Raw genomic sequence first — 20,089 nt, forward strand, 5'->3', positions numbered from 1 at the left:
TCTACTTGCTGTGCGCAGTGGAATCGGCAGCGATGGGAGCTGGGGAATCGACTGCGGAGACCGGTTCCAACACGGTGGTCGGAGCCGAATCACTTGGCGATGCGCCGGCTGCGGCAGCCGCTCCAGCTGATGCGCTGGATGCCGCGTCAGCACGCGCATCAGTACCGTTGGCTGCGGCATCGCCCTTATTCGCGTCGCCTTCCGCCCAGTCGTCCCATTCCTCATCAATCTTGCTCTTTGACTTCTTCTTGCGATGGCGACGCACTAGCAGCACGATCACCACAATCAGCACCACTACAGCTACGGCACCAGCCACCCACGCCCATATGGGCACCACCGGACCGGCTGGCTCAACAGTCATGTCATCCACGGCAGTGCCATCCATCACCGGCGCGTCTGCCACGGTGATCTTGACCGGGAATTCCTTGGTTTTGCTTTGCCCGTCGGAATCCTCGTAGGTGACTTTGACGGTAGCGCTGAGCTCGCCGGCAGCCTGTGGGGTGAACGCGTAGCCGATTGAGCCGGTGGCCCCGGATGTCACGTTGCCGACATACTGGTTCTTCATCGTGGCGTCGAAACCCTCGCCTTCCATCGTGGCCTCAACGTTGGAGATGTCACCTTTGCCCTTGTTCACATATTCCATCGTGATGGTGGCTTCCTGGCCGGCGATCGATTGGTCGGGCAGTACCGGGTCGCTCACTTCGAACCGGTCGGGCTGGCTGATCGGCACGGAAATCTTGATGTCGGACTGGGTGGAGGAACGCGCGCCGGAGTCAAGATACTCGTATTTGAAGCTGATGCTCACCGGCTGTGCGCCGCTCTTCGCGGAAGCGAGCGCCTGCATCGGCACGGTTTGCGTCAGTGAATAGCCGGCCCACAATGCGTCCACATAGAACGTGTTCGTGCCGCCGGCGATGGCGAAGCTTTCTCCGCCATCCACGGTGACCACCATGTTCGTCACCGCCACCTGGCCTTTGTTCTGGAAGGTGAACGCCAAATCGAACTTGGCGCCGGCGGCTACGGAATCCCCTCCATAGGTGAAGTTGGTCACGATGATGTTCGGCACCGGGCCGGCAATGGGAGCGGCTACCGTACTGCTGCTTGTGGAATCGTCGCCCTCATCGGCAAATGCGTGGGTTGGCGCGAATATCACCGCACATAGGAAAGCAATAGCCATCAGCATGGCGCATACGGCTGCGCTGATGCGGCAAATTGGGGATGTTGAAGCTGGTGCCGCAACGGATTGGGCGACACAAGAGCCTGCGTGGGTGCCGGATTGGTTGGTATGGATGTTCATCGCGAGGCTCCTTGATTGATTGTGATATCTGACTGCGGACGGGTTAGGGATGATTGTGATGAAGTTGGGGATGATAGCGCCGGCTGATTCGCGCGATCGCTGACGATTCGGCCGTCCAATAGCGTGACGATGCGATCGGCGTATGAGGCCATTTGCGGGTCATGTGTGACGAGCACGATGGTTTGGTTGAAATCGCGGGCGAATGAGCAGATCATCGCCATGACCTCGGCCTTGGTTTTGGAGTCGAGGTTACCGGTCGGCTCATCGGCGAAGACCACTTCAGGTTTGGTGACAAACGCGCGGGCGATGCCAACGCGCTGCTGCTGGCCGCCAGACATCTGCCGCGGATAGTGCGTGAGGCGGTGGCCGAGGCCTACGCGTTTGAGCACGGCGCGTGCGGTGCGTTCACGCTGGTCTTTGGGAACGCCACGGAACATCAACGGCATGGCCACGTTTTCAAGCGCGGTGAGGTTCGGCAGCAGATTGTAGGACTGGAAAACGAAGCCGATATGCTTTTGACGGAAGGCCGCAAGCTCGCGTTCGCTGAGTTTGCTCACCTGCACTCCCCCGATTCTGACACCACCTCTCGTGGGCTTTTCCATACCGGCCAGCTGGTTCAGGAGCGTGGATTTGCCGGAGCCCGATTCGCCGAAAATACAGCAGATCTGGCCTTGTGGAATGGCGAGATTCACACGTTCAAGGGCCACCACCGTCTCATCTTCCACCGGGTATTCCTTGCGCAGGTTGCGCACTTCGATGATGGGGCGCGTATGTGCACGGACATTGGATTGTGCCATAGGCATCTTCTTCTCTCGTTCGTCGCCATTGGCGAGCGGGTTCACCACTGTTTTCGGCTCTTCTCTTCAGAACGCTTTCAGCAAGTCTATAGCTGCCGCACCGCCTCCGCACCCCCTAAGGGTGTCCCCGGATAAGCTGCAAATACAAAAAGACTGCTTCCTCATTGCAACCAGTCAATGGGAAAGCAGTCTTGAGATGTGCCCCCGACCCGACTCGAACGGGCAACCGACGGATTAGAAGGCCGTGGCTCTATCCATTGAGCTACAGGGGCATCAGCGGATAAACATACTATCCAGCCGAGACGCAGTAATCATCCCTCGAACACGCGGTCGCGAATCATACGGCCGGATTCATCGAGCGCGGTGGAGAAGCGGCCGTAGTCGGAGAGGATCACGCCCATGTAGAGCATGTCCACGAGGGCGGTATCGGCCACGCGCGAGAAGATCGCATTGCCGTAGATGGCATGCGAGTCGCGCCCGGTCACAAGCACTACATCAGCCCAGCTAGCCAAGGGGGCACCGATGGCATTGGTAATCGCGATGGTTTTTGCACCACGCGACTTCGCCAGCCTCAGCGCCTTGACTGTATCCGCTGAGCTTCCGGAGTGGGAGAACGCGATGGCAACATCGCCATGAGTCAGGTGTCCGGCACCGATCTGCTGCAGGTAAGCGTCCGTATTGAGACGGCACGTGAGCCCCAGATACTCGAACTTCGTGAACAGATCCATGGCCGGCGTCAGCGAATTCTCCACGCCGAAAATATCAATCAATCCCGCTTCGGCGATGATCTCAATCGCCTTGCGGTAGGCCTTGGCATCCAATGCCCCGCGCATCTCATCGATCAGGGCTTTCGCGCCATCAGCGGCTTTGGAGGGGATTTCATCCACACTATCCCAAGGATTCAGGTCGAATCCGGACAGCGGATCGAATGTCACCTTATGCGCGGCGGTCGGATGCCGCAACACATACCGCAACTCACGGTAGCCGCCGAAGCCAAGCTTGCGAGAGAAGCGAATAACCGTAGGTTGGCTTACGTGCGCCACATCCGCAAGCTGACCCACCGTCAGCTCGGCCGCCTCTTCCGTGTGATCGCGAATATACTGCGCCACAGCACGCTCGGCCGGACGCAATGTTGGATATACGTGGTCGATACGCTCTCGTATTCCCACCGAGGATTGCACAGGCACGCTCCTCATCATCGCCTTCAACAATTACTTTCTGATTACCGAGCGTACCGGGTCGAAACCGGGAAACCGGCAAAAAGCATTAACAGCAATATGAACTGTGAGAGAACTCTTCCGTTTACTTTCGCTGCACAATCCAGCGGTGAACATCTACAATTGGCATCATGGTGCGGATTACGATCTCAGACCCCACTCATCGAACGAGCGAGAGACTGTACGGCGTCTTTTTTGAAGACATCAATCACAGTGCCGACGGCGGACTGAACGCCAATATGGTGAATAATTACAGTTTCGATGGCGTGTATCTCAACCACCATACTTGGCGTATTTCCGGCGCCGATCGGTGGCGCACCGAGGCTGACCCTTTGCGATTCTGGCGTTTTACCAACTGCAGCGCCGAAAGCTATGGAGCTGAAATCCGCGGGGAGCATGGTCAGATACTCGCCACCGAGTGTCCCGACGCACCGGTCCATGTCCACAGCAGGTATGCGCGCATCACCGCTGCGATGCCCCACTACAGCACGGCTTTCGTGGGCAATACGTCCGATTCGGCCGATGCCGCCGATGCGTCCGATAGCCCGGTGTTCATTGAAAACCTCGGGTACAACGGCGGTGGCGATAACGCCGACGAACCCGCATTCTCCATTGTTGCCGGGCATAGCTATGACATTGACTTTGAGCTACGGCCGGTGGACGGCAACGTGACGCTTGCCATCAATGTGATCAGTGCGGATGGCAGCCCGCTGACCGAAACCGCCCGGTTCGATTGCTCCGCCGCCGTTTCGTGGACCGACTCGACCGTCGGCAGCAATAACGGTTGGCGCCACTGCACGGCACAAGTACGCGGATTGGCGACCGATTACGGCAAACTGCATATCGCCATCGAACCGGCACCGGATGCGACTGCGCCCACTGACGATGATGCAGCCAACATCGATATCGCATTTGATCTGGATCTGGTGCAGTTCATGGACGCCGATTATTGGGGAGCCAACGACCCGAAATGGCGGTACGGCAAGCTTCGACGCGACTTGGTGGAGACCATCAAGGCATTGCACCCCACGTTCATGCGCTTCCCCGGAGGCTGCATTGTCGAGGGCGTGACGCCCGGCAACGAGTATCGCTGGAAGGATACGATCGGCTCGTTGGCGGCCCGCCGACCGCAGTATTCCATCTGGTCGTTCAAGATGCCGGATGGTTCCAGCTATTGCCAGAGCTATCAGATCGGCTTCTACGAATATTTCTGCCTGTGCGAGGACCTTGGGGCCAAGCCGCTGCCGACCCTGTTCGCCGGCATCGCATGCCAGTCCCCCGGCCGCGATCCACGCCATATGGATATCGATTCTGAGGCGTTCCAACGCAATGTGGTGCAGGATTATTTGGATCTGATCGAGTTCGCCAATGGGGACCCCAACACGAGTCCGTGGGCCGCGGTGCGCCGCGATATGGGTCATCCGGAGCCATTCGGCCTCGATATGATCGGCGTGGGCAATGAGAATTTCGGCGCTGATTACGTGGCGAAGTTCACGCGCATCAGCGACGCGATCCATGAGCGATACCCTCAGATGCTGTGCATTATGAGCGCCGGCTTGTTCCCATTCCAACTGCCGATGAAACGCACCTGGGATTATGCGCGCAAAACCGCGAGTGCCGGCACCGGAGCGAAGGATTCCGCCACTGGCGACGCGATCATCGTGGATGAACATTCCTACCATTCGGCCCAGTGGTTTGAGTCGCAGGCTCGTCGTTTCGATGATTATCCTCGCTGCGGCGCAGGCGTCTACTTCGGCGAGTACTCGGCGAACGGCTATTTCGCCGGTCAACCGCAAACCGAGCAGGGCGCGAACACATGGAAGTCCGCACTAGGCGAGGCCGCGTTTTTGACCGGCTGCGAGCGCAATTCCGACGTGGTGAAGATGACCTCATATGCCCCACTGCTCGCGCATATTCCCGCCAAGGGCTGGGCTCAGAATCTTATCGAATTCAATCCGGCGCACGTGAATCCCACGCTCAACTATGCGGCTGAGCGGCTGTTCTCCGCGCATGTTGGAGCGTGGACCTATCAGGTGGATGTGGAGCGTGATGCGGCGGCAGCACAGCACCTGTATGTCAGTGCCACCGGCAGCAGCGCGACCGACGATAGTGCGACGCAAGCGTGCCGCTATATCAAAATCGTCAACACCGGTGCCACTGCGGTGGATGTGACGTTGGAGATCGAGCGTGGGCTGGTTGCACTGGGCAGAAGCATGGACGATGCTGACAATGGCAAGGCTCGCAACGCCACGATTCGATTGGAAATCGAAACGCTTAGCGCCACCCCCGATGCGAAAACCACCATCGGCTATCGCGGTGAGGCTCAAGGTACGCTTGCTCCTGAACGGCGGACGGTATCATTGCCGGCCTCGAACTCACTGTTGGCAATGAAAATCAAGCCGTACAGCCTGACCTTGGTTACTGCGCGCTGGTAGCCAGCTGCAGAGCTGCAGTGAGTCGACTGCTACTCGATGATCCAGCTCAAGCCGACGAGCACCACGAGGAACAGTACGTTGACCGCCGAATAGATGGCCAAGTAGCGACCCTTCTTATCCGGGTATTGGCGCACGACGTTCTTATAGGAGATCAGCGAGGCCATGGACGCGATCAATGTGCCCATGCCGCCCAGATTGGTGCCGATGATGAGCTCACGCCACTGGTCGGAGAATCCGGACAACAGGATGGTGGTTGGCACGTTGCTGATCACCTGACTGGAGGCCACAGCCACTTCGAGCGGATGACCGCCGACCAGCGAGCGCGCGAGTTCGTAAAACTCCGGCACGCGTTTCATATTGCCGATGAAGATGAAGAACATGCAGAAGGTGAGCGGCAAACCCCAATCCACGTAACGGAATACGCGCCGATCGGTAAACAGGAACACCACGACCACAATCACGCACATGGCCCACAGCGGAATCACATCGGAAACCGCAAGCAGGCAGACCACGAACAGCAGCGAATACACCACGGTTCGCCAGCCGCCGTAGCCGGCACCATAACCGGTGATGCGGATTTCGTCAGGCTGATGCTTGTTCCGCTCGGGGGCCAATACGCCGGTTTCAAGATTGCCAAGATTGCCGACCGGCTGCTTGCCGAATACCACGCAAGCCACAATGACGAGCAGTATGGCGGCGACAATGGAATATGGCGCCATGATGGCGATGAATTCCATCGTCGGCATACCGGTAAGCGCCTTCAAATACAGGTTGTGTGCATTGCCGATCGGGGTGAGCATGCTGCCCACATTCGCACCAATGGTCATCAACGTGGCCACCAGAATAGTGCGCTCCTGCTGCCCGGCCATGATGAGCACCGCCACCGCGAACGGCACGAACGTCACCAGTGCCACATCGTTGGTGATGAGCATCGCGGAGAAGAAGGTAAGCGCCACCAGTGTGATGACAAGGCCGCGCATCGTGCTGGTTTTTTCCAGCAGGCGCGAGCCGATGATGCGGAAGACGCCGATGCGCTGGAATCCACACACCACAATCATCAAACAGATGAGCTGGCTGATGGTGCTGGCATGAATATAGCCCTTGTAATCGGCGTCTGGCGGAACGATGAAGCAGGATATCAGTGCGAGTATTGCGGCGACCACCAGAATCGTCTCATTTTTCAGCAGGTTGATCAGCCAACGCCGCATGAATCCTCCGTTTTCAAGCCATTCTGACGTGGACCATAGTATCGGAATGCCATGCCGAGTACGTAGTTTCGGCGTGCTGTTTTCCGACCTTTTTTGCAGAAATTGGCACTTTCCCTTACTGGCGATTGGGCTGCATTCCCGACTTTTTTATTCAATTGTTATTTACGAGATAGTGAACTGAAAGCAAATTCCGAATATGTACGCGTTGCTGGCAATACTAAAGTCCGAGAATCCTCAACCCCGCTCCGCCGCAGCGGCACAGCGGCATTCGGAACATTGTGAAAATGGCGTCCTGCGAAAACTACGCCGACTACGCATAAAGCAGGTAGTTTTACTTACTGTTCATTTTCCTTTTCCTGAGCTTTCTCCAATGTAAGATTCCCGCCACTCGCTCTTGCACGACTATGGAAGTACGGCAAGCGGTTACACGCCGCACATAACTGAATGTTGATTGTCCGAAAAATGATTCTGCGAGTAGCTCGCGGAAGGCAAGTTGGGAAATATGCTCGAACTGAAGAACATCACCAAGTCGTTCGGTGACACTCATGTGTTGAACGGCATCAGCCTCACTCTTGGAGACGGCCAGATCATGTCCATCCTCGGCCCCTCCGGCGGCGGCAAGACCACGCTGCTGAACATCATCCTCGGCATCACCGATGCCACCAGCGGCCAGATTCTCTACAACGGCGAGGATCTGACCCAGGTACCGATGGAGAAGCGCGGCTTCAACATCGTGTTCCAGGATTACGCCCTGTTCCCGAACCTCACCGCTTACGAGAACATCACGTATGGTCTTCGTAACAACCCCGGCATCTCCTCCGAAGCCGAGATCAAGGAACTCATCAAGCTGCTCGGCCTGGAAGAGCACCTGAACAAGCACATCGACGAGCTCTCCGGCGGCCAGAAGCAGCGCGTGGCCCTGGCCCGCACGCTGGTGATGAAGCCGAAGCTGCTGCTGCTCGACGAGCCGCTTTCCGCACTGGACGGCGTCATCAAGGAATCCATCAAGGCCAAGATCAAGCAGATCGTGGACCAGTACAAGCTCACCACCATCATGGTCACCCACGATCCTGAGGAAGCCTGCACGATGAGCGACAAGGTGCTCATCATCAACCACGGCAAGATCGCCCAGTTCGATACGCCGGAGAACATCATCGAACACCCGGCGTCCGACTTCGTCAAGAAGTTCATCCTGCACCAGCTCGAGGTCAAGCGCAACAACATCTACTCGCTGTTCAGCGAAGCCGAAGCCGACGAAAAGGCTCACGCGCTCGCAGGGCAGGAGGCCTGAGCCATGTCCGTCGAATCCATCCAGGCGGGCAAGCAACTGCCTAACATCCGCCCTGAAATCGTCAACTACGAGCGCCGTCCGCGTGCGCCGAAGCAGACTGAATTGTGGACGCTGCTGGCTATTGTGGCCGTCTGCTTCGCCGCGTTCCTCGTGGTGCCGATGGTGTTGGTCATCATCCGCTCCTTCACCACCGCTTCCGGTTCCGCCACGCTCTCCAACTATGCGGCCGTGCTCTCCCGCCCGGAGTTCACCCGCTCGCTCACTAACTCACTGGCCGTTTCCGCCACCTCCGCATTGGTTGCCGTGCTGTTGGCATTCCTGCTGGCGTACACCATTAACTGCACGAACGTGCCAGCCGGATTCAAGAAGGCCGTGGCACTGCTCGCCCAGCTGCCGATGCTGCTGCCGACCATCACCTACGGTTTCGCCATCATCTACTCGTTCGGCAAGCAGGGTCTGATCACCCGCCTGTTCGGGCATCAGCTGTTCGACATCTACGGTTTCAACGGTCTGTTGATGGGTTACGTAATCTACACGCTGCCCACCTGCTTCCTGCTGATCAACAACAGCTTCCAGTTCGTGGATAAGAAGTTCATCATCGTCTCGCACATCATGGGAGACAAGCCCGTAACCACGTTCCTCAACACCGTGCTGAGGCCGCTGATCGGCACGATGGCGGTGGCCTTCATCCAGTCGTTCTTCCTCGCGTTCACCGACTACGGCATTCCGACCTCGGTGGGCGGCGAATACGACGTGCTGGCCATGACCCTGTTCAACCAGATGCTCGGCTCCATCCCGAACTTCAACCGTGGTGCCGTGATCGCCGTGTTCATGCTCATCCCCTCGATCATCTCCATCATTCTGATGACCGTGCTGGAGCGTTTCGCCATCCGCTACAAGCAGATCAGTCAGGTCGAGCTGCCGAAGGGCAAGCGTCGCGACTGGTTCTGCGGCATCGCCTCCGTGGTGGTGCTGGTGTGCACGCTCTCGGTGTTCGCCGTGATCCTGCTGATCCCGTTCGTCACCGAGTGGCCGTTCAACGTGGCACCGACCTTCTCGCACATTGCGAACATGTTCACCGATTCCGAGCTCACGCAGGTGTTCACCAACTCGCTGTACGTGGCCGTGATGACCGCTATCGTGGGCTGCCTGTTCGCCTATGCCGCAGGTTTGGTGACCTCCCGCTCCAAGCTGCCGAACTGGGCGAAGCGCTCGGTGGACGCGATCTCCGCAATCATCAACACCGTGCCTGGCATGGTGCTCGGCATCGCCTTCCTGTTTGCGTTCTCAGGCTCCTCGCTGCAGAACACGTTCTGGATTCTGATCATCGCGAACATCATCCACTATTTCGCCACCCCGTACCAGATGATCAAGGATTCCCTGTCCAAGATGAACGCCGGCTGGGAAACCACGGCCAAGCTCATGGGCGATAACTGGATCAAGACCATCGTGCGCGTGGTAACGCCGAACGCATGGCCCACGATCCTGCAGGTCTTCGGCTACTACTTCGTCAACGCCATGGTGACGATCTCCGCAGTGGTCTTCCTGACCGGTGCCCGCACGCAGGTGATCACCACCAAGATCTCCGCGTTGCAGCATATCGCCAAGTTCGATGACGTGTTCGTGCTCTCGCTGCTGATTCTGGTGACGAACCTGGTGGTCAAGGGCGTGATCGCCTTCGCCACGCGCGACCGTTCGGCCGAGCGCGCCAAGGCTGCCGCCCGCGCGACCGTCAAGACCCCGCAGCTGGCCGCCGCTCGTTCCACGGTCGCCGCCGACACCCGTCTGACCGCCGCCGCACAGACCGCGCACAACGGTACGCCGGACTTCCCGTTGCCGACTTCCGGCAATCGCAAGGCTCGCAACGCGTTCACCGCAGCGCTTTCCGCCGTGCTTGCCGTGCTGTTAGTCAGTTTCGGCTTCGGCGCTACGGCCACCGCCAGCTCCAATGGTCAAGTGGTGATCTACACAAACGCCGATGACGAAGCCGTAGTGGCCTTCCAGCACGCCCTCGATAACAACGGTTTCAAGAACCAGTACATCATCCAAAGCTTCGGCACCTCCGAACTCGGCGGCAAGATGCTCGCAGAAGGCAAGGCCCTGGAAGCGGACATGCTCACGATGAGCTCCTACTACGTGGACTCCGCCCAGGAACGCAACCACATGTTCGCAAACCTGACCGACGTGCACTCCAAGCTGCTCGGCACCTCCGAGAACTCCAAGGCACCCGCATACCGCTCCCCCACCACCGCGCAGGAAGGTGCGATCATCGTGAACACCACCGCGCTGAAGGAAGCCGGCGTGCCCGAACCGAAGAGCTTCAAGGATCTTGCCGACCCGCAGTACAAGGGTCTGATTTCCGTGCCGGATATGGAAGGCTCCTCCACTGGCTGGCTGATGATTCAGGCCATCGCCGACGCCTACGGCACCGGTGATGAAGGTAAGCAGATTCTGACCGACATCTACCGCAATGCGGGCCCGCATCTTGAACAATCCGGCTCCGGCCCGTTGAAGGCCGTGCGTTCCGGCGAAGTGGCGATTGGCTTCGGCCTGCGCCACCAAGCCGTGGCCGACAAGAAGAAGGGCTTGCCGATCGATTACGTGGACCCGGAGGAAGGCAACTACTCGCTGACCGAGTCGGTAGCCGTGCTGGATAAGGGCGCCAAGACCAATCCGAAGGCACAGAAGATGGCCGGCGTAATCATCGACGAAGGCCGCAAGGAGCTGCTGAAGACCTATCCGACGCCGCTCTACCAGGGTGAGAAGGCTCCGGCGAACGCCTCCAAGCGCTCCAAGACCTTCCCGAAGCCCCTGACCGTGGACCTGCTGCAAGAGCACCAGGACTTCTCGTCCGAATGCAAACGCCGAGCCGAAAACTGAACAGTCCAGTGGACTGTTCATCGGCGAGGCCTGAGCGAGGCGAAAGCCGAACGAAGGTAATACTGAGCCTCGCCGTAGGCGAGTCCATAATTGCCGCCCAAGGCGAATAATCGCAGGTTCCAGTTCCAAATCATGCATTGCATAGCGTTTGGTTGGGATGTGTGATGCCCGACCGTAAGCAGCGAAGGTGTGTGCTACGCTCCGCGAGCACACACCGGAGCGAGGCCGAGCGGCCTTGAGCGTGTCGGGCATCATACATGCCAACCAAACGCGTCAACACTCATCACATACAGAACTACATACGACACTCCGATTGTGCCTTACAAACTACGTAGAAGATTACAGCAACTACGCAGCTGATTAGACTCAGCCGCAGAACCCAAGAAAGGAAATCCACCAATGGCAAACGAATACAAGCTGCTGACCCCCGGTCCGCTGACTACCACCCGCACGGTCAAGGAAGAAATGCTCTTCGACCACTGCACCTGGGACGAGGATTACCAGCAGATCGCCCAGAAGATTCGTCGCCAGCTACTTGAACTCGCCCACGTGAACGCCGACGACTACACCGTCGTGCTGATGCAGGGATCCGGCACCTTCGGCGTGGAAAGCGTGCTGACCTCCGTGATCGGCAAGGACGAGAAGGTACTGCTGTGCACCAACGGCGCTTACGGTGACCGTCAGGCCAAGATCTGCGACCACGCCGGCATTGCTTACACCCAGTACGCCGAACCGTACGACCGCATCCCGGATGCCACCAAGGTTGAGGAATACCTTGCCGCCGACCCGACCATCACCCATGTTTCGATGATCCACTCCGAAACCACCTCCGGCCTCCTGAACGACATTCAGGCCGTGGCCGCCGTGGCCAAGAAGCACGGCTGCACCTTCATGGTGGATGCCATGAGCTCCTTCGGCGGCGTGGACATCCCGGTGGCCGACTGGGGCATCGACTTCCTCGTCTCCTCCGCCAACAAGTGCATCCAGGGCGTGCCGGGCTTCAGCTTCATCATTTGCAACAAGGCCAAGCTGGAGGCTTCCAAGGGCAAGGCCCGCTCCCTCTCCCTCGACCTATGGGATCAGTGGAACACCCTCGAGAAGGCCAACGGCAAGTGGCGTTACACCTCCCCGACCCACGTGGTGCTCGCCTTCTCCAAGGCCCTCGACGAAATGTTCGCCGAGGGTGGCATTCCTGCCCGTTCCGCTCGTTACGCACTGAACAACCACCTGCTCATCGCCCGCATGAAGGCGCTCGGCTTCCGCGTGTTCCTCAAGGATCACCAGGGCCCGATCATCACCACCTTCCTCTACCCGGAAGGCACCCAGTTCAACTTCCATGACATGTACGAGTTCATCAAGGAACGCGGCTACGCCATCTACCCGGGCAAGCTCACCAACGAAGACACCTTCCGCTTGGGCAACATCGGCGAGATTTACACCGACGACATCGAAAAGGTGACCGAACTGCTGGCCCTCTACATGGGCGAACGCGGACTGCTCGAGGCCGCCATCGGCACCGATTCCGTGCCGGAAGCCATCGCCGCCATGGACAAAGCCGGCGAGCCGATCAAGGCCGCCGCCCCCACAGGCGTCAAGCTCACCGCCTGATTTCAATACATCAGTCCGTAAATAATTCGTCAATACGGCTGGCAGGAAGTCAGGCATGTGTTGTGAGACCGTAAGCAGCGAAGGTGTGTGCTACGCTTCACGAGCACACACCGGAGCGAGGCCGAACGGCCTTGAGTGCGTCGAACAACATATGCCTGACTTCCTGCCAACAAAACGCAATGAAAGCACATACAACATGACCAACCGTTTTGAAGCTGTTATTTTTGATTGGGCCGGCACCACTGTGGATTATGGCTGCTTCGCCCCGGTCCGCGCCTTCCAAGAGGCGTTCAAGGAATTCGGCATCGAGCCAACGATGGCCGAGACCCGCAAGCCGATGGGCATGCTGAAGCATGATCACATCAACACGATGCTGCATATGAACCGCATCGCCCGCGCTTGGGAGGATGAGCATGGCGCCGCCCCCACCGACGCCGACGTAGACGCCGTATACAGCCATTTCGAGCCGAAGCTGCTCTCCATTCTCGATGGTTTCGCTGATCCGAAGCCCGGCGTGGTGGATGCGGTCGCCGCACTGCGCGAAGCCGGCATCAAGATCGGTTCCACCACCGGCTACACCGACAAGATGATGGAGATCGTGGTGCCGAAGGCCGCCGAGAATGGTTATGCTCCGGACTTCTGGATCAGCCCGGACGGCACCAACGGTTTCGGCCGCCCCTACCCGTACATGGTGTTCAGGAACCTTGAGAAGTTGGGCGTCACTGACGTGCGCAAGGCAGCGAAGGTGGGAGACACGCTTTCCGATATTCGCGAAGGCAAGAACGCCGGCGTCTTTACGATTGGCGTGACGGAAGGCAGCTCCCAGATGGCCCTGTCCGAGGCCGAGTTCAACGCATTGTCGGATGCCGATAAGGCCAAGGCCCGCGACGCCGCCCGCGACGCGTTCGTCAATGCCGGTGCCGATGCCGTGATCGACACGATGGCCGAGCTGCCGACGCTGCTCGCTCAACTTGCCTGATTCCCTCAGCCTACGGATTCGCAAATCATCCGGATGCCGCGTTCAATATCGCCGGCATCCGGATGCACTATATTCAGGCGGATATGCGAATCGTCCGTCTCATCCACATCGAATACACTACCTGGCATGAACGTGACGCCTTTGGTGCGGCAACGGTCGAGCACATCCAGCGAGCGCACACCCTCCGGCAATGTCACCCAGATGTAATAGCCACCTTCCGGCACATTCCAGCTCATACCATCTCGCGCATATTGCTCCAATGCAGCCACCGCCGTATCGCGCCGCTTGCGATAGGCGATAGTCAGCGTCTTCACATGCTCGGCGATACGCCCTTCTTTCAGCAGTTCCAAGCAGATACGCTGCGATGATGTGCTCGTATGCTGGTCGACCATGCGACGCAGTGCGGCCAATCGATTAATCACATGCGGATCGGCCACAATCCACCCGGTCCTCAATCCCGATGTCACGGTTTTCGAGAATGTGGAAAGATACATCACATATCCCGCGTTTTCCATGCCTTTGAGCGGAACTGGACGTTTGGCATTGCCTCCGCGCCCAGCATCCGGTCTTCCGTACCAGAGTTCGCCATACGCATCGTCTTCAATGATGAGGCACTGGTACTTACGCGCCACATCAATCAGCTCTTTGCGACGTGCCGCCGGCATCGTCGACCCGGTGGGATTTTGGAAAGTCGGAATCGTATAGATGAATTTCGGATGGAATCGGGCGCAGTAGCCTTCCAGCAAATCGGTTCGCATGCCGTATTCATCCATGGGTACGCCCACGATTCGAGCATCGGCGGAACGGAAAGATTGCAATGCCGGAAAGAATGTGGATTGCTCCACAAGTACACAGTCGCCGGGATTGATGAACGCGCGTACGCATAGATCGATGCCTTGCTCGGAGCCGGAGAGCACCATCACATTGCGCGCATTGCAATGCACGCCACGGGCCCGCATATGTTCAGCCAATAGTTCGCGCAGTTCCGGGAATCCTTCGATCGGGGATTCCGGCTGACCATCAAATTCGTGCGACGAGAAGGCTTCCAGACTCACCGCGCGCAGCAAATCATCGGGAATGTCAGCCGGATTGGGCGATCCGGTGGCGAAGTCGATAATCGCCTTGCCATTTTGCGCACGGTTGGCTGCGGCGATGTCGTGGTAGGTGAAGCGATTGGAATAGTCGCTGAACAATACGGACCACGGTGGCCGAATGACGGTTGGTTCGGCAGCCAGCGCGGATGGTACTGTTTGCCTTGGCCTTGGCGCTGCCGGCCCGTCCGTCGAGTCGTTTCGAGGTAGCACGAATGTGCCTTTGCCTACTTTGGACGCGATGAGCGCTTCATCTTTCAGTTGCTGGTAGGCCTGCAATACCGTGGTGCGATTGACTTCCAACCGCGCGGCGAGTTCGCGTTCAGGAGGCAGACGATATCCTTCAGCGAGCGTGCCGGAGACGATCTGCTCGCGCAGTTCACCAGCCAACTGCCGATATAACGGCACGCCACTGCGCCGGTTCAGCTGCAATTGCATATCCCACCTCCCAGGTCGTACCGCATAAGCATCTTCCGTACTTTTCGCGCGAATCGTGCGCAAAACAGTACTCCATACACCCTATTCCCGTACTTTTCGCGCGAAAAGTACGCAAAACAGCCTTTCTGGAGGCTATTTGCGTACGATTCGCACGAAAAGAGTGGGGCTACAGCGTAAGGAACAGCTCGTGGACGCGCGTATCATCCGTCAATTCCGGATGGAACGCGGTGGCGAGAATCTTGCCTTGGCGCAGAGCGACCGCATGGCCATCCACTTCGGTTTCCACAGTGGCTTCCGGACCAACGGACACCACATACGGCCCGCGGATGAACACCAGCGGGAAGTCGGCGATGTAGTCAGGCGCACCCGGCTGCCCGAAATCAGCGGTGGCGGCGAAACTGCCAAGCTGGCGGCCGTAGGCGTTGCGGTGCACCACGGCGTCCAGCGCGCCGAAGTACACGTTCGGGTCGTTATCGAGCTTTTTGGCCAGGAGAATCATGCCGGCGCATGTGCCGAATACCGGTTTGCCGGCCTTGATATGAGCGTCGATTTTCTCGAACAGGCCGGTGGACTTGAGAAGCTTGCCCTGTGTTGTGGATTCACCGCCCGGCAGAATCACACGGTCGATGGAATCATCGAAATCCTCGGCCGCGCGCAGCAGCTTCCACGGGCTTCCGAGCTTGTCCAACACGGCGGCATGCTCGGCGAATGCGCCTTGCACAGCCAGAATGCCGGTCACTCCGTGAGACGCGGATTCGACGCCATCTGATTCTTCTTTGGATATGTATTCAACAGCTACGACCATGTCACTCTCCGCGGGCGGCCATGATGGTCTGGATTTCGTCCTCGTTGATGCCAACCATGGCCTCGCCGAGGTTCTCGGACAGCTTGGCAAGCAGGTCGGCATCCTGCCAGTTGGCAGTGGCCTTGACGATGGCGGCGGCGCGCTTGGCCGGGTCGCCGGACTTGAAGATGCCGGAGCCCACGAACACGCCTTCGGCGCCGAGTTCCATCATCAGCGCGGCATCGGCTGGGGTGGCCACGCCGCCGGCGGCGAAGTTCACTACGGGCAGGCGACCGTTATCGTGCACGTACTTGGCCAGATCGTAAGGTACGGCGAGCTGCTTGGCCGCCTCATATACTTCGTCATCGCGCAGGGAGACGAGCTCGTGAATCTGCTTGTTCATCGTGCGCATGTGGCGCACGGCCTGAATCACATCACCGGTACCAGGCTCGCCCTTGGTGCGGATCATCGCAGCACCCTCGGCGATACGGCGCAGCGCCTCGCCCAGGTTCTTGGCACCGCAGACGAACGGCACATCGAACTGGTTCTTATCGATGTGGTAGACATCATCGGCCGGAGAGAGCACTTCGGATTCGTCGATGTAATCGATATCGATGGCCTGCAGGATGCGGGCTTCGGCGATGTGGCCGATGCGCACCTTGGCCATGACCGGAATGGAGACGGCCTCCTGAATGCCCTTGATCATGGCCGGGTCGCTCATACGGGAGACGCCGCCTGCCGCACGAATGTCGGCGGGAATGCGCTCCAAGGCCATGACCGCGCAAGCGCCCGCATCCTGGGCGATCTTCGCCTGCTCCGGCGTGGTAACGTCCATGATTACGCCGCCCTTGAGCATTTGAGCCAGATTTCGGTTGAGTTCTGCGCGATTGCCTGCCATTGGTATCCCCTTCGTTTAAGAGTGAACGTTATCGTCCCGCTTATTATGAGGCGCGCACATACGCACACCACCAAACCAGTCCAATTTGGATGGGGCCAATCGCCGACCTCTTCACCCATCCAATTCGAATATCTCGAACAAAAGCAATATGAAAATGTCTCCTCCGCAAGAGCAAAGGAGACATTTTGGATCCAACCATGGCGCCACGACGTATTACAACATCACAGGCACTTTACTGGTAGTCGCCGGTTTCGGAAGCCAACGTCCAGCCTTGGTTCGCGGCGAAGTGATCGGTCACTTCGGCCGGCTTCTTGAGCTGGTACTTATCAATCGCCGTGCTGCCGTCATCATCCCATGTGGAATCCATGAGCAGCCATTCACCGTTGATGTGCACGTAGTTCCAGGCGTGAGGAACACTCGTGCCAGACACGGAACCGACTACCACGCGTGAATCCAAACCTGCGGCCTTGGCCAGAACCTGGTACGCGTAGGCATACGACATGCACACACCCTTACCGCTGACCACGCCGTACACGCTCCACGCATTCGGATACTGCTTCATGCCTTCGTCGTTTTCGAATGCATTGCCGCTGCTATCGCGACCTCCTACGGCATTGGCCGCATCAATGTCGTATTCCATCTTGCCAGCGAGGAACTGATCGATGGCGATGGCTTTATCGCTGTCGGAACCTTGGAATTGCCCTTTGGCGGAGTTCACCAGATTCTCGACTTCCTGCTGGCGCTGCTTATAGTCATCCGGATACTTGACCCACATCACTGTCTTGTTGCCGTTCTTGCGAACCGTGTAGTTCACTCGATCAGAAACCGTGGCGATGTACGGGTTCTGGTACAGCACTTCAGTCATCACATCCTGCGTGCTGGTCTGGTACTCATCATTGGCATACTTGGTGATGTCAATCACCTCGTGGCCGTTGAGGATGTTGTTGGCCAGATACTTGCCGAAATCAGTGGACGCGAAGTTGTAGAGCGGGGATTCCTTGGTGTCGGAATCAATCTTCTTCGTGTCATATCCGGTCCAGTCCGTCTTGCCGACCGAATTCAATCGGTCAAGCACACCGCCGGCCTTGGGCAGCGCATCGGTGGCGGCCTTGGTGATTTGGCTGAAGGTCTGGGTCAAATCACCTTCGTAGTACACGTTTCCGGTGTTTTTGATCTTGGTGCCGGGCGCGCTGTAGGTGAATTGCCAACCATTCCTGCCATTGCTGGTCAGATCGCTGAATTCGCTGGGCACTGCCACCGTGGCACCGTTCGCCATTTCCACGAACGTGTACACGTAGGCCTGCATGTCTTCTTCCACAGTGTTGCCTTCACCGAAGACGCCCTTCAGGCCATAGCTCCATTGAGAGGTCTGCGCCTGCGTCGCTTGACCAATCGGAATGGTAGGCACCAGATCATTGGCATCGACTGCATGCCAGCGGCCTTCATGACCGTCCTTATCGACAGCCGTGACCACGATATATAGTTTGCCGGCCGAATCGGCATCCCATGAACCGCCTGCATCCTGCAGTATTTCAGCACAGTATTCATGCGTGGATTTCTGGCACTGCTCAATAGTGTCCTGGCTTTCCACGGCAAGGGATTGGAAGGCCATGTTCTGCTTTAAGACGCTGGTGCCGAGCGTATCGTCCTTATATTCCTTCGGCTTGTCATAGTCGGCGGAGAGCAGCTCAGTCTTGGTGCTGGATCCGATTTTCTTGATGGACCGCGTCGCCGGCATGTAATTTTCGTCGCCGTCCTTGCCGATCGCCTTACGCGTAATGTACACGTACACGTTGTACGACTTCGCACCGTCAACCTTGTCCCAGGAGATATCGACGCCGCCATCTTTGTTGACCACGGGTGTCACGTTGTTCACCTGCGGCAGACGGGTGATATCCGTATGCTCCTTGACGCGGAAGAACTGCACGATGGGCTTGGCGAGCTTCTTGCCGTTCGCGCCCACGTATTGCACGTAGTAGTAACCATCCGATGGCAGGAAGCCGTGCTCCTTGGCGATGGAGTTGCCATGCTGCATGTCTTTCGGCAAATCCATGCTGCCGGACAGGGTGATGGTTCCGGCGCCTTCCTTCTCATCAAACGGCTCGGTGGCAATCGTCGTTGTGGGCACTGGCACGCCGAATGAGGAATCCTGGTAGACGCGAGCACAATCATCAAGGCTCAGATCAACGCCTGTCATCTGAGCCTCGCCCCATTTGACATTGTCTTTGATCTTGACCGGATCCTTCATGATGAGTTCGAACTCATAATAGGTATCTACGGCAATGGGGTCCTTGAACTGGTATTTGTCGCTCGGCATGCCGGCATAGGCTTGCTCTTTGGTAGGCATGGTGGAGTCGGCCATGATGCCATCGATGGCGCCATCCGCTTTCATCATGTAGTAGCCGCCGACGCTGACGACGCCGAATACCAACGCTAGTACGGCAACGATAGCGATAACGATGATCAACCATTTCGGCTTGCGCTTCTGGCCTTTGGGCTTTGCTTGTTTGCTTTGCTTGGCCTTGTGCGATGTGCTTTGGCCATTGGGCTGCGTTTGGCCTGGGTAGGCAGGCTGCTGGAGCTGTGGCTGGTAGGGCTGCTGCGTAGGATAGACGAACTGCTGCTGGGGCGGTTGCCCAGGCTGGGTCGGCTGCGCGGTTTGGTATTGCGGATACTGCTGATATTGCTGGGGCTGTGGATATTGCAGCTGGCCTTGTGTTTGCCCCTGTGGATATTGCGGCTGCTGCGGGTATTGGGAAGGCTGTTGCCACTGCCCTTGTGGCTGCGCATAGGGCTGCTGGCTCGGTTGATGCTGAGGATACTGCTGCGTCGGATATTGCGGCTGGGCGTATTGTCCCGGCTGATACTGCGGCTGCCCAGGCTGTGGCTGCTGGTCATATTGATGGTATTGACCATATTGCCCGTTTTGGCTTTGGTATGGCTGCTGATTCGCAGCAGCGTTCTGCCTGGATCCTTGTTGCCATGGCGCCGGTTGAGGCTGGGATTGCTGATTGCCGTCGTTGTCAGGTTGCTGCGATTCCACTGTGACTCGCCCTTCTCATTACCCCGAAACAATGCGCCCGGGAACCCCTTTGTCGGTATGCGCAACGTGACTCTTCTCACGTTTGCACACGAGCTTAGCACTGATGACTATGCTCCAACACCC

At 58.1% G+C, this 20,089-nt stretch carries 13 protein-coding genes and 1 tRNA gene; 5 read left to right on the forward strand and 9 right to left on the reverse strand.

Annotation, left to right across the window (positions count from 1 at the left end):
• Position 1 precedes the first annotated feature (1 nt).
• The 4 genes from CSQ86_RS07290 to CSQ86_RS07305 form a co-directional block, all read right to left on the reverse strand.
• On the reverse strand, positions 2-1,183 hold the full coding sequence (locus CSQ86_RS07290) for a COG1361 S-layer family protein (protein ID WP_100494551.1): 1,182 nt from the start codon (positions 1,181-1,183) through the stop codon (positions 2-4).
• Between the two features lie 110 nt (positions 1,184-1,293).
• Positions 1,294-2,094 carry an ABC transporter ATP-binding protein gene (locus tag CSQ86_RS07295; RefSeq protein ID WP_100494552.1) on the reverse strand — a complete coding sequence of 267 codons (801 nt, stop codon included), beginning with the start codon at positions 2,092-2,094 and terminating at the stop codon, positions 1,294-1,296.
• A gap of 199 nt (positions 2,095-2,293) precedes the next feature.
• Positions 2,294-2,366: transfer RNA gene (locus CSQ86_RS07300), tRNA-Arg, on the reverse strand.
• Positions 2,367-2,405: 39 nt separating this feature from the next.
• Entirely contained in the window at positions 2,406-3,275 is an 870-nt protein-coding gene (locus CSQ86_RS07305; RefSeq protein WP_100494454.1) for a MurR/RpiR family transcriptional regulator, read from the reverse strand.
• A gap of 167 nt (positions 3,276-3,442) precedes the next feature.
• Here CSQ86_RS07305 and CSQ86_RS07310 point away from each other — a divergent pair, with 167 nt between their 5' ends.
• A complete protein-coding gene (locus CSQ86_RS07310) occupies positions 3,443-5,746 on the forward strand; it encodes an alpha-L-arabinofuranosidase C-terminal domain-containing protein (RefSeq protein WP_100494455.1) in 2,304 nt (767 codons plus the stop codon).
• A 29-nt stretch (positions 5,747-5,775) separates the two neighbouring features.
• On the opposite strand, the gene CSQ86_RS07315 is transcribed toward CSQ86_RS07310, so the two are convergent.
• A complete protein-coding gene (locus CSQ86_RS07315; RefSeq protein WP_100494456.1) occupies positions 5,776-6,954 on the reverse strand; it encodes an anion transporter in 1,179 nt (392 codons plus the stop codon).
• Between the two features lie 502 nt (positions 6,955-7,456).
• Between CSQ86_RS07315 and CSQ86_RS07320 the strand changes: the two genes are divergently transcribed.
• The 4 genes from CSQ86_RS07320 to phnX all read left to right on the forward strand — a co-directional run bounded on the left by CSQ86_RS07320 (position 7,457) and on the right by phnX (position 13,712).
• A complete protein-coding gene (locus CSQ86_RS07320) occupies positions 7,457-8,245 on the forward strand; it encodes an ABC transporter ATP-binding protein (RefSeq protein WP_100494457.1) in 789 nt (262 codons plus the stop codon).
• 3 nt (positions 8,246-8,248) lie between these two features.
• Complete coding sequence (locus tag CSQ86_RS09845) at positions 8,249-11,125, forward strand: extracellular solute-binding protein (protein WP_207761563.1); 2,877 nt, start codon at positions 8,249-8,251, stop codon at positions 11,123-11,125.
• A 399-nt stretch (positions 11,126-11,524) separates the two neighbouring features.
• Positions 11,525-12,733, forward strand: a complete 1,209-nt coding sequence (phnW, locus tag CSQ86_RS07330; RefSeq protein WP_100494458.1) for a 2-aminoethylphosphonate--pyruvate transaminase — start codon at positions 11,525-11,527, stop codon at positions 12,731-12,733.
• Positions 12,734-12,929: 196 nt separating this feature from the next.
• Positions 12,930-13,712 (forward strand): phosphonoacetaldehyde hydrolase, encoded by a 783-nt coding sequence (gene phnX / locus CSQ86_RS07335; protein WP_100494459.1) that lies wholly within the window; start codon positions 12,930-12,932, stop codon positions 13,710-13,712.
• 5 nt (positions 13,713-13,717) lie between these two features.
• Here phnX and pdxR read toward each other — a convergent pair whose 3' ends face one another.
• The 4 genes from pdxR to CSQ86_RS07355 form a co-directional block, all read right to left on the reverse strand.
• Positions 13,718-15,241 (reverse strand): MocR-like pyridoxine biosynthesis transcription factor PdxR, encoded by a 1,524-nt coding sequence (gene pdxR / locus CSQ86_RS07340; RefSeq protein WP_100494460.1) that lies wholly within the window; start codon positions 15,239-15,241, stop codon positions 13,718-13,720.
• A gap of 166 nt (positions 15,242-15,407) precedes the next feature.
• A complete protein-coding gene (pdxT, locus tag CSQ86_RS07345; protein WP_100494461.1) occupies positions 15,408-16,046 on the reverse strand; it encodes a pyridoxal 5'-phosphate synthase glutaminase subunit PdxT in 639 nt (212 codons plus the stop codon).
• A 1-nt stretch (position 16,047) separates the two neighbouring features.
• A complete protein-coding gene (pdxS, locus tag CSQ86_RS07350) occupies positions 16,048-16,923 on the reverse strand; it encodes a pyridoxal 5'-phosphate synthase lyase subunit PdxS (RefSeq protein ID WP_033889567.1) in 876 nt (291 codons plus the stop codon).
• 232 nt (positions 16,924-17,155) lie between these two features.
• Positions 17,156-19,966 carry a transglutaminase-like domain-containing protein gene (locus tag CSQ86_RS07355; RefSeq protein ID WP_100494462.1) on the reverse strand — a complete coding sequence of 937 codons (2,811 nt, stop codon included), beginning with the start codon at positions 19,964-19,966 and terminating at the stop codon, positions 17,156-17,158.
• Positions 19,967-20,089: the final 123 nt, after the last annotated feature.

The organism is Bifidobacterium felsineum (assembly GCF_002802915.1).
GTDB classification, from domain to species: Bacteria; Actinomycetota; Actinomycetes; order Actinomycetales; family Bifidobacteriaceae; genus Bifidobacterium; species Bifidobacterium felsineum.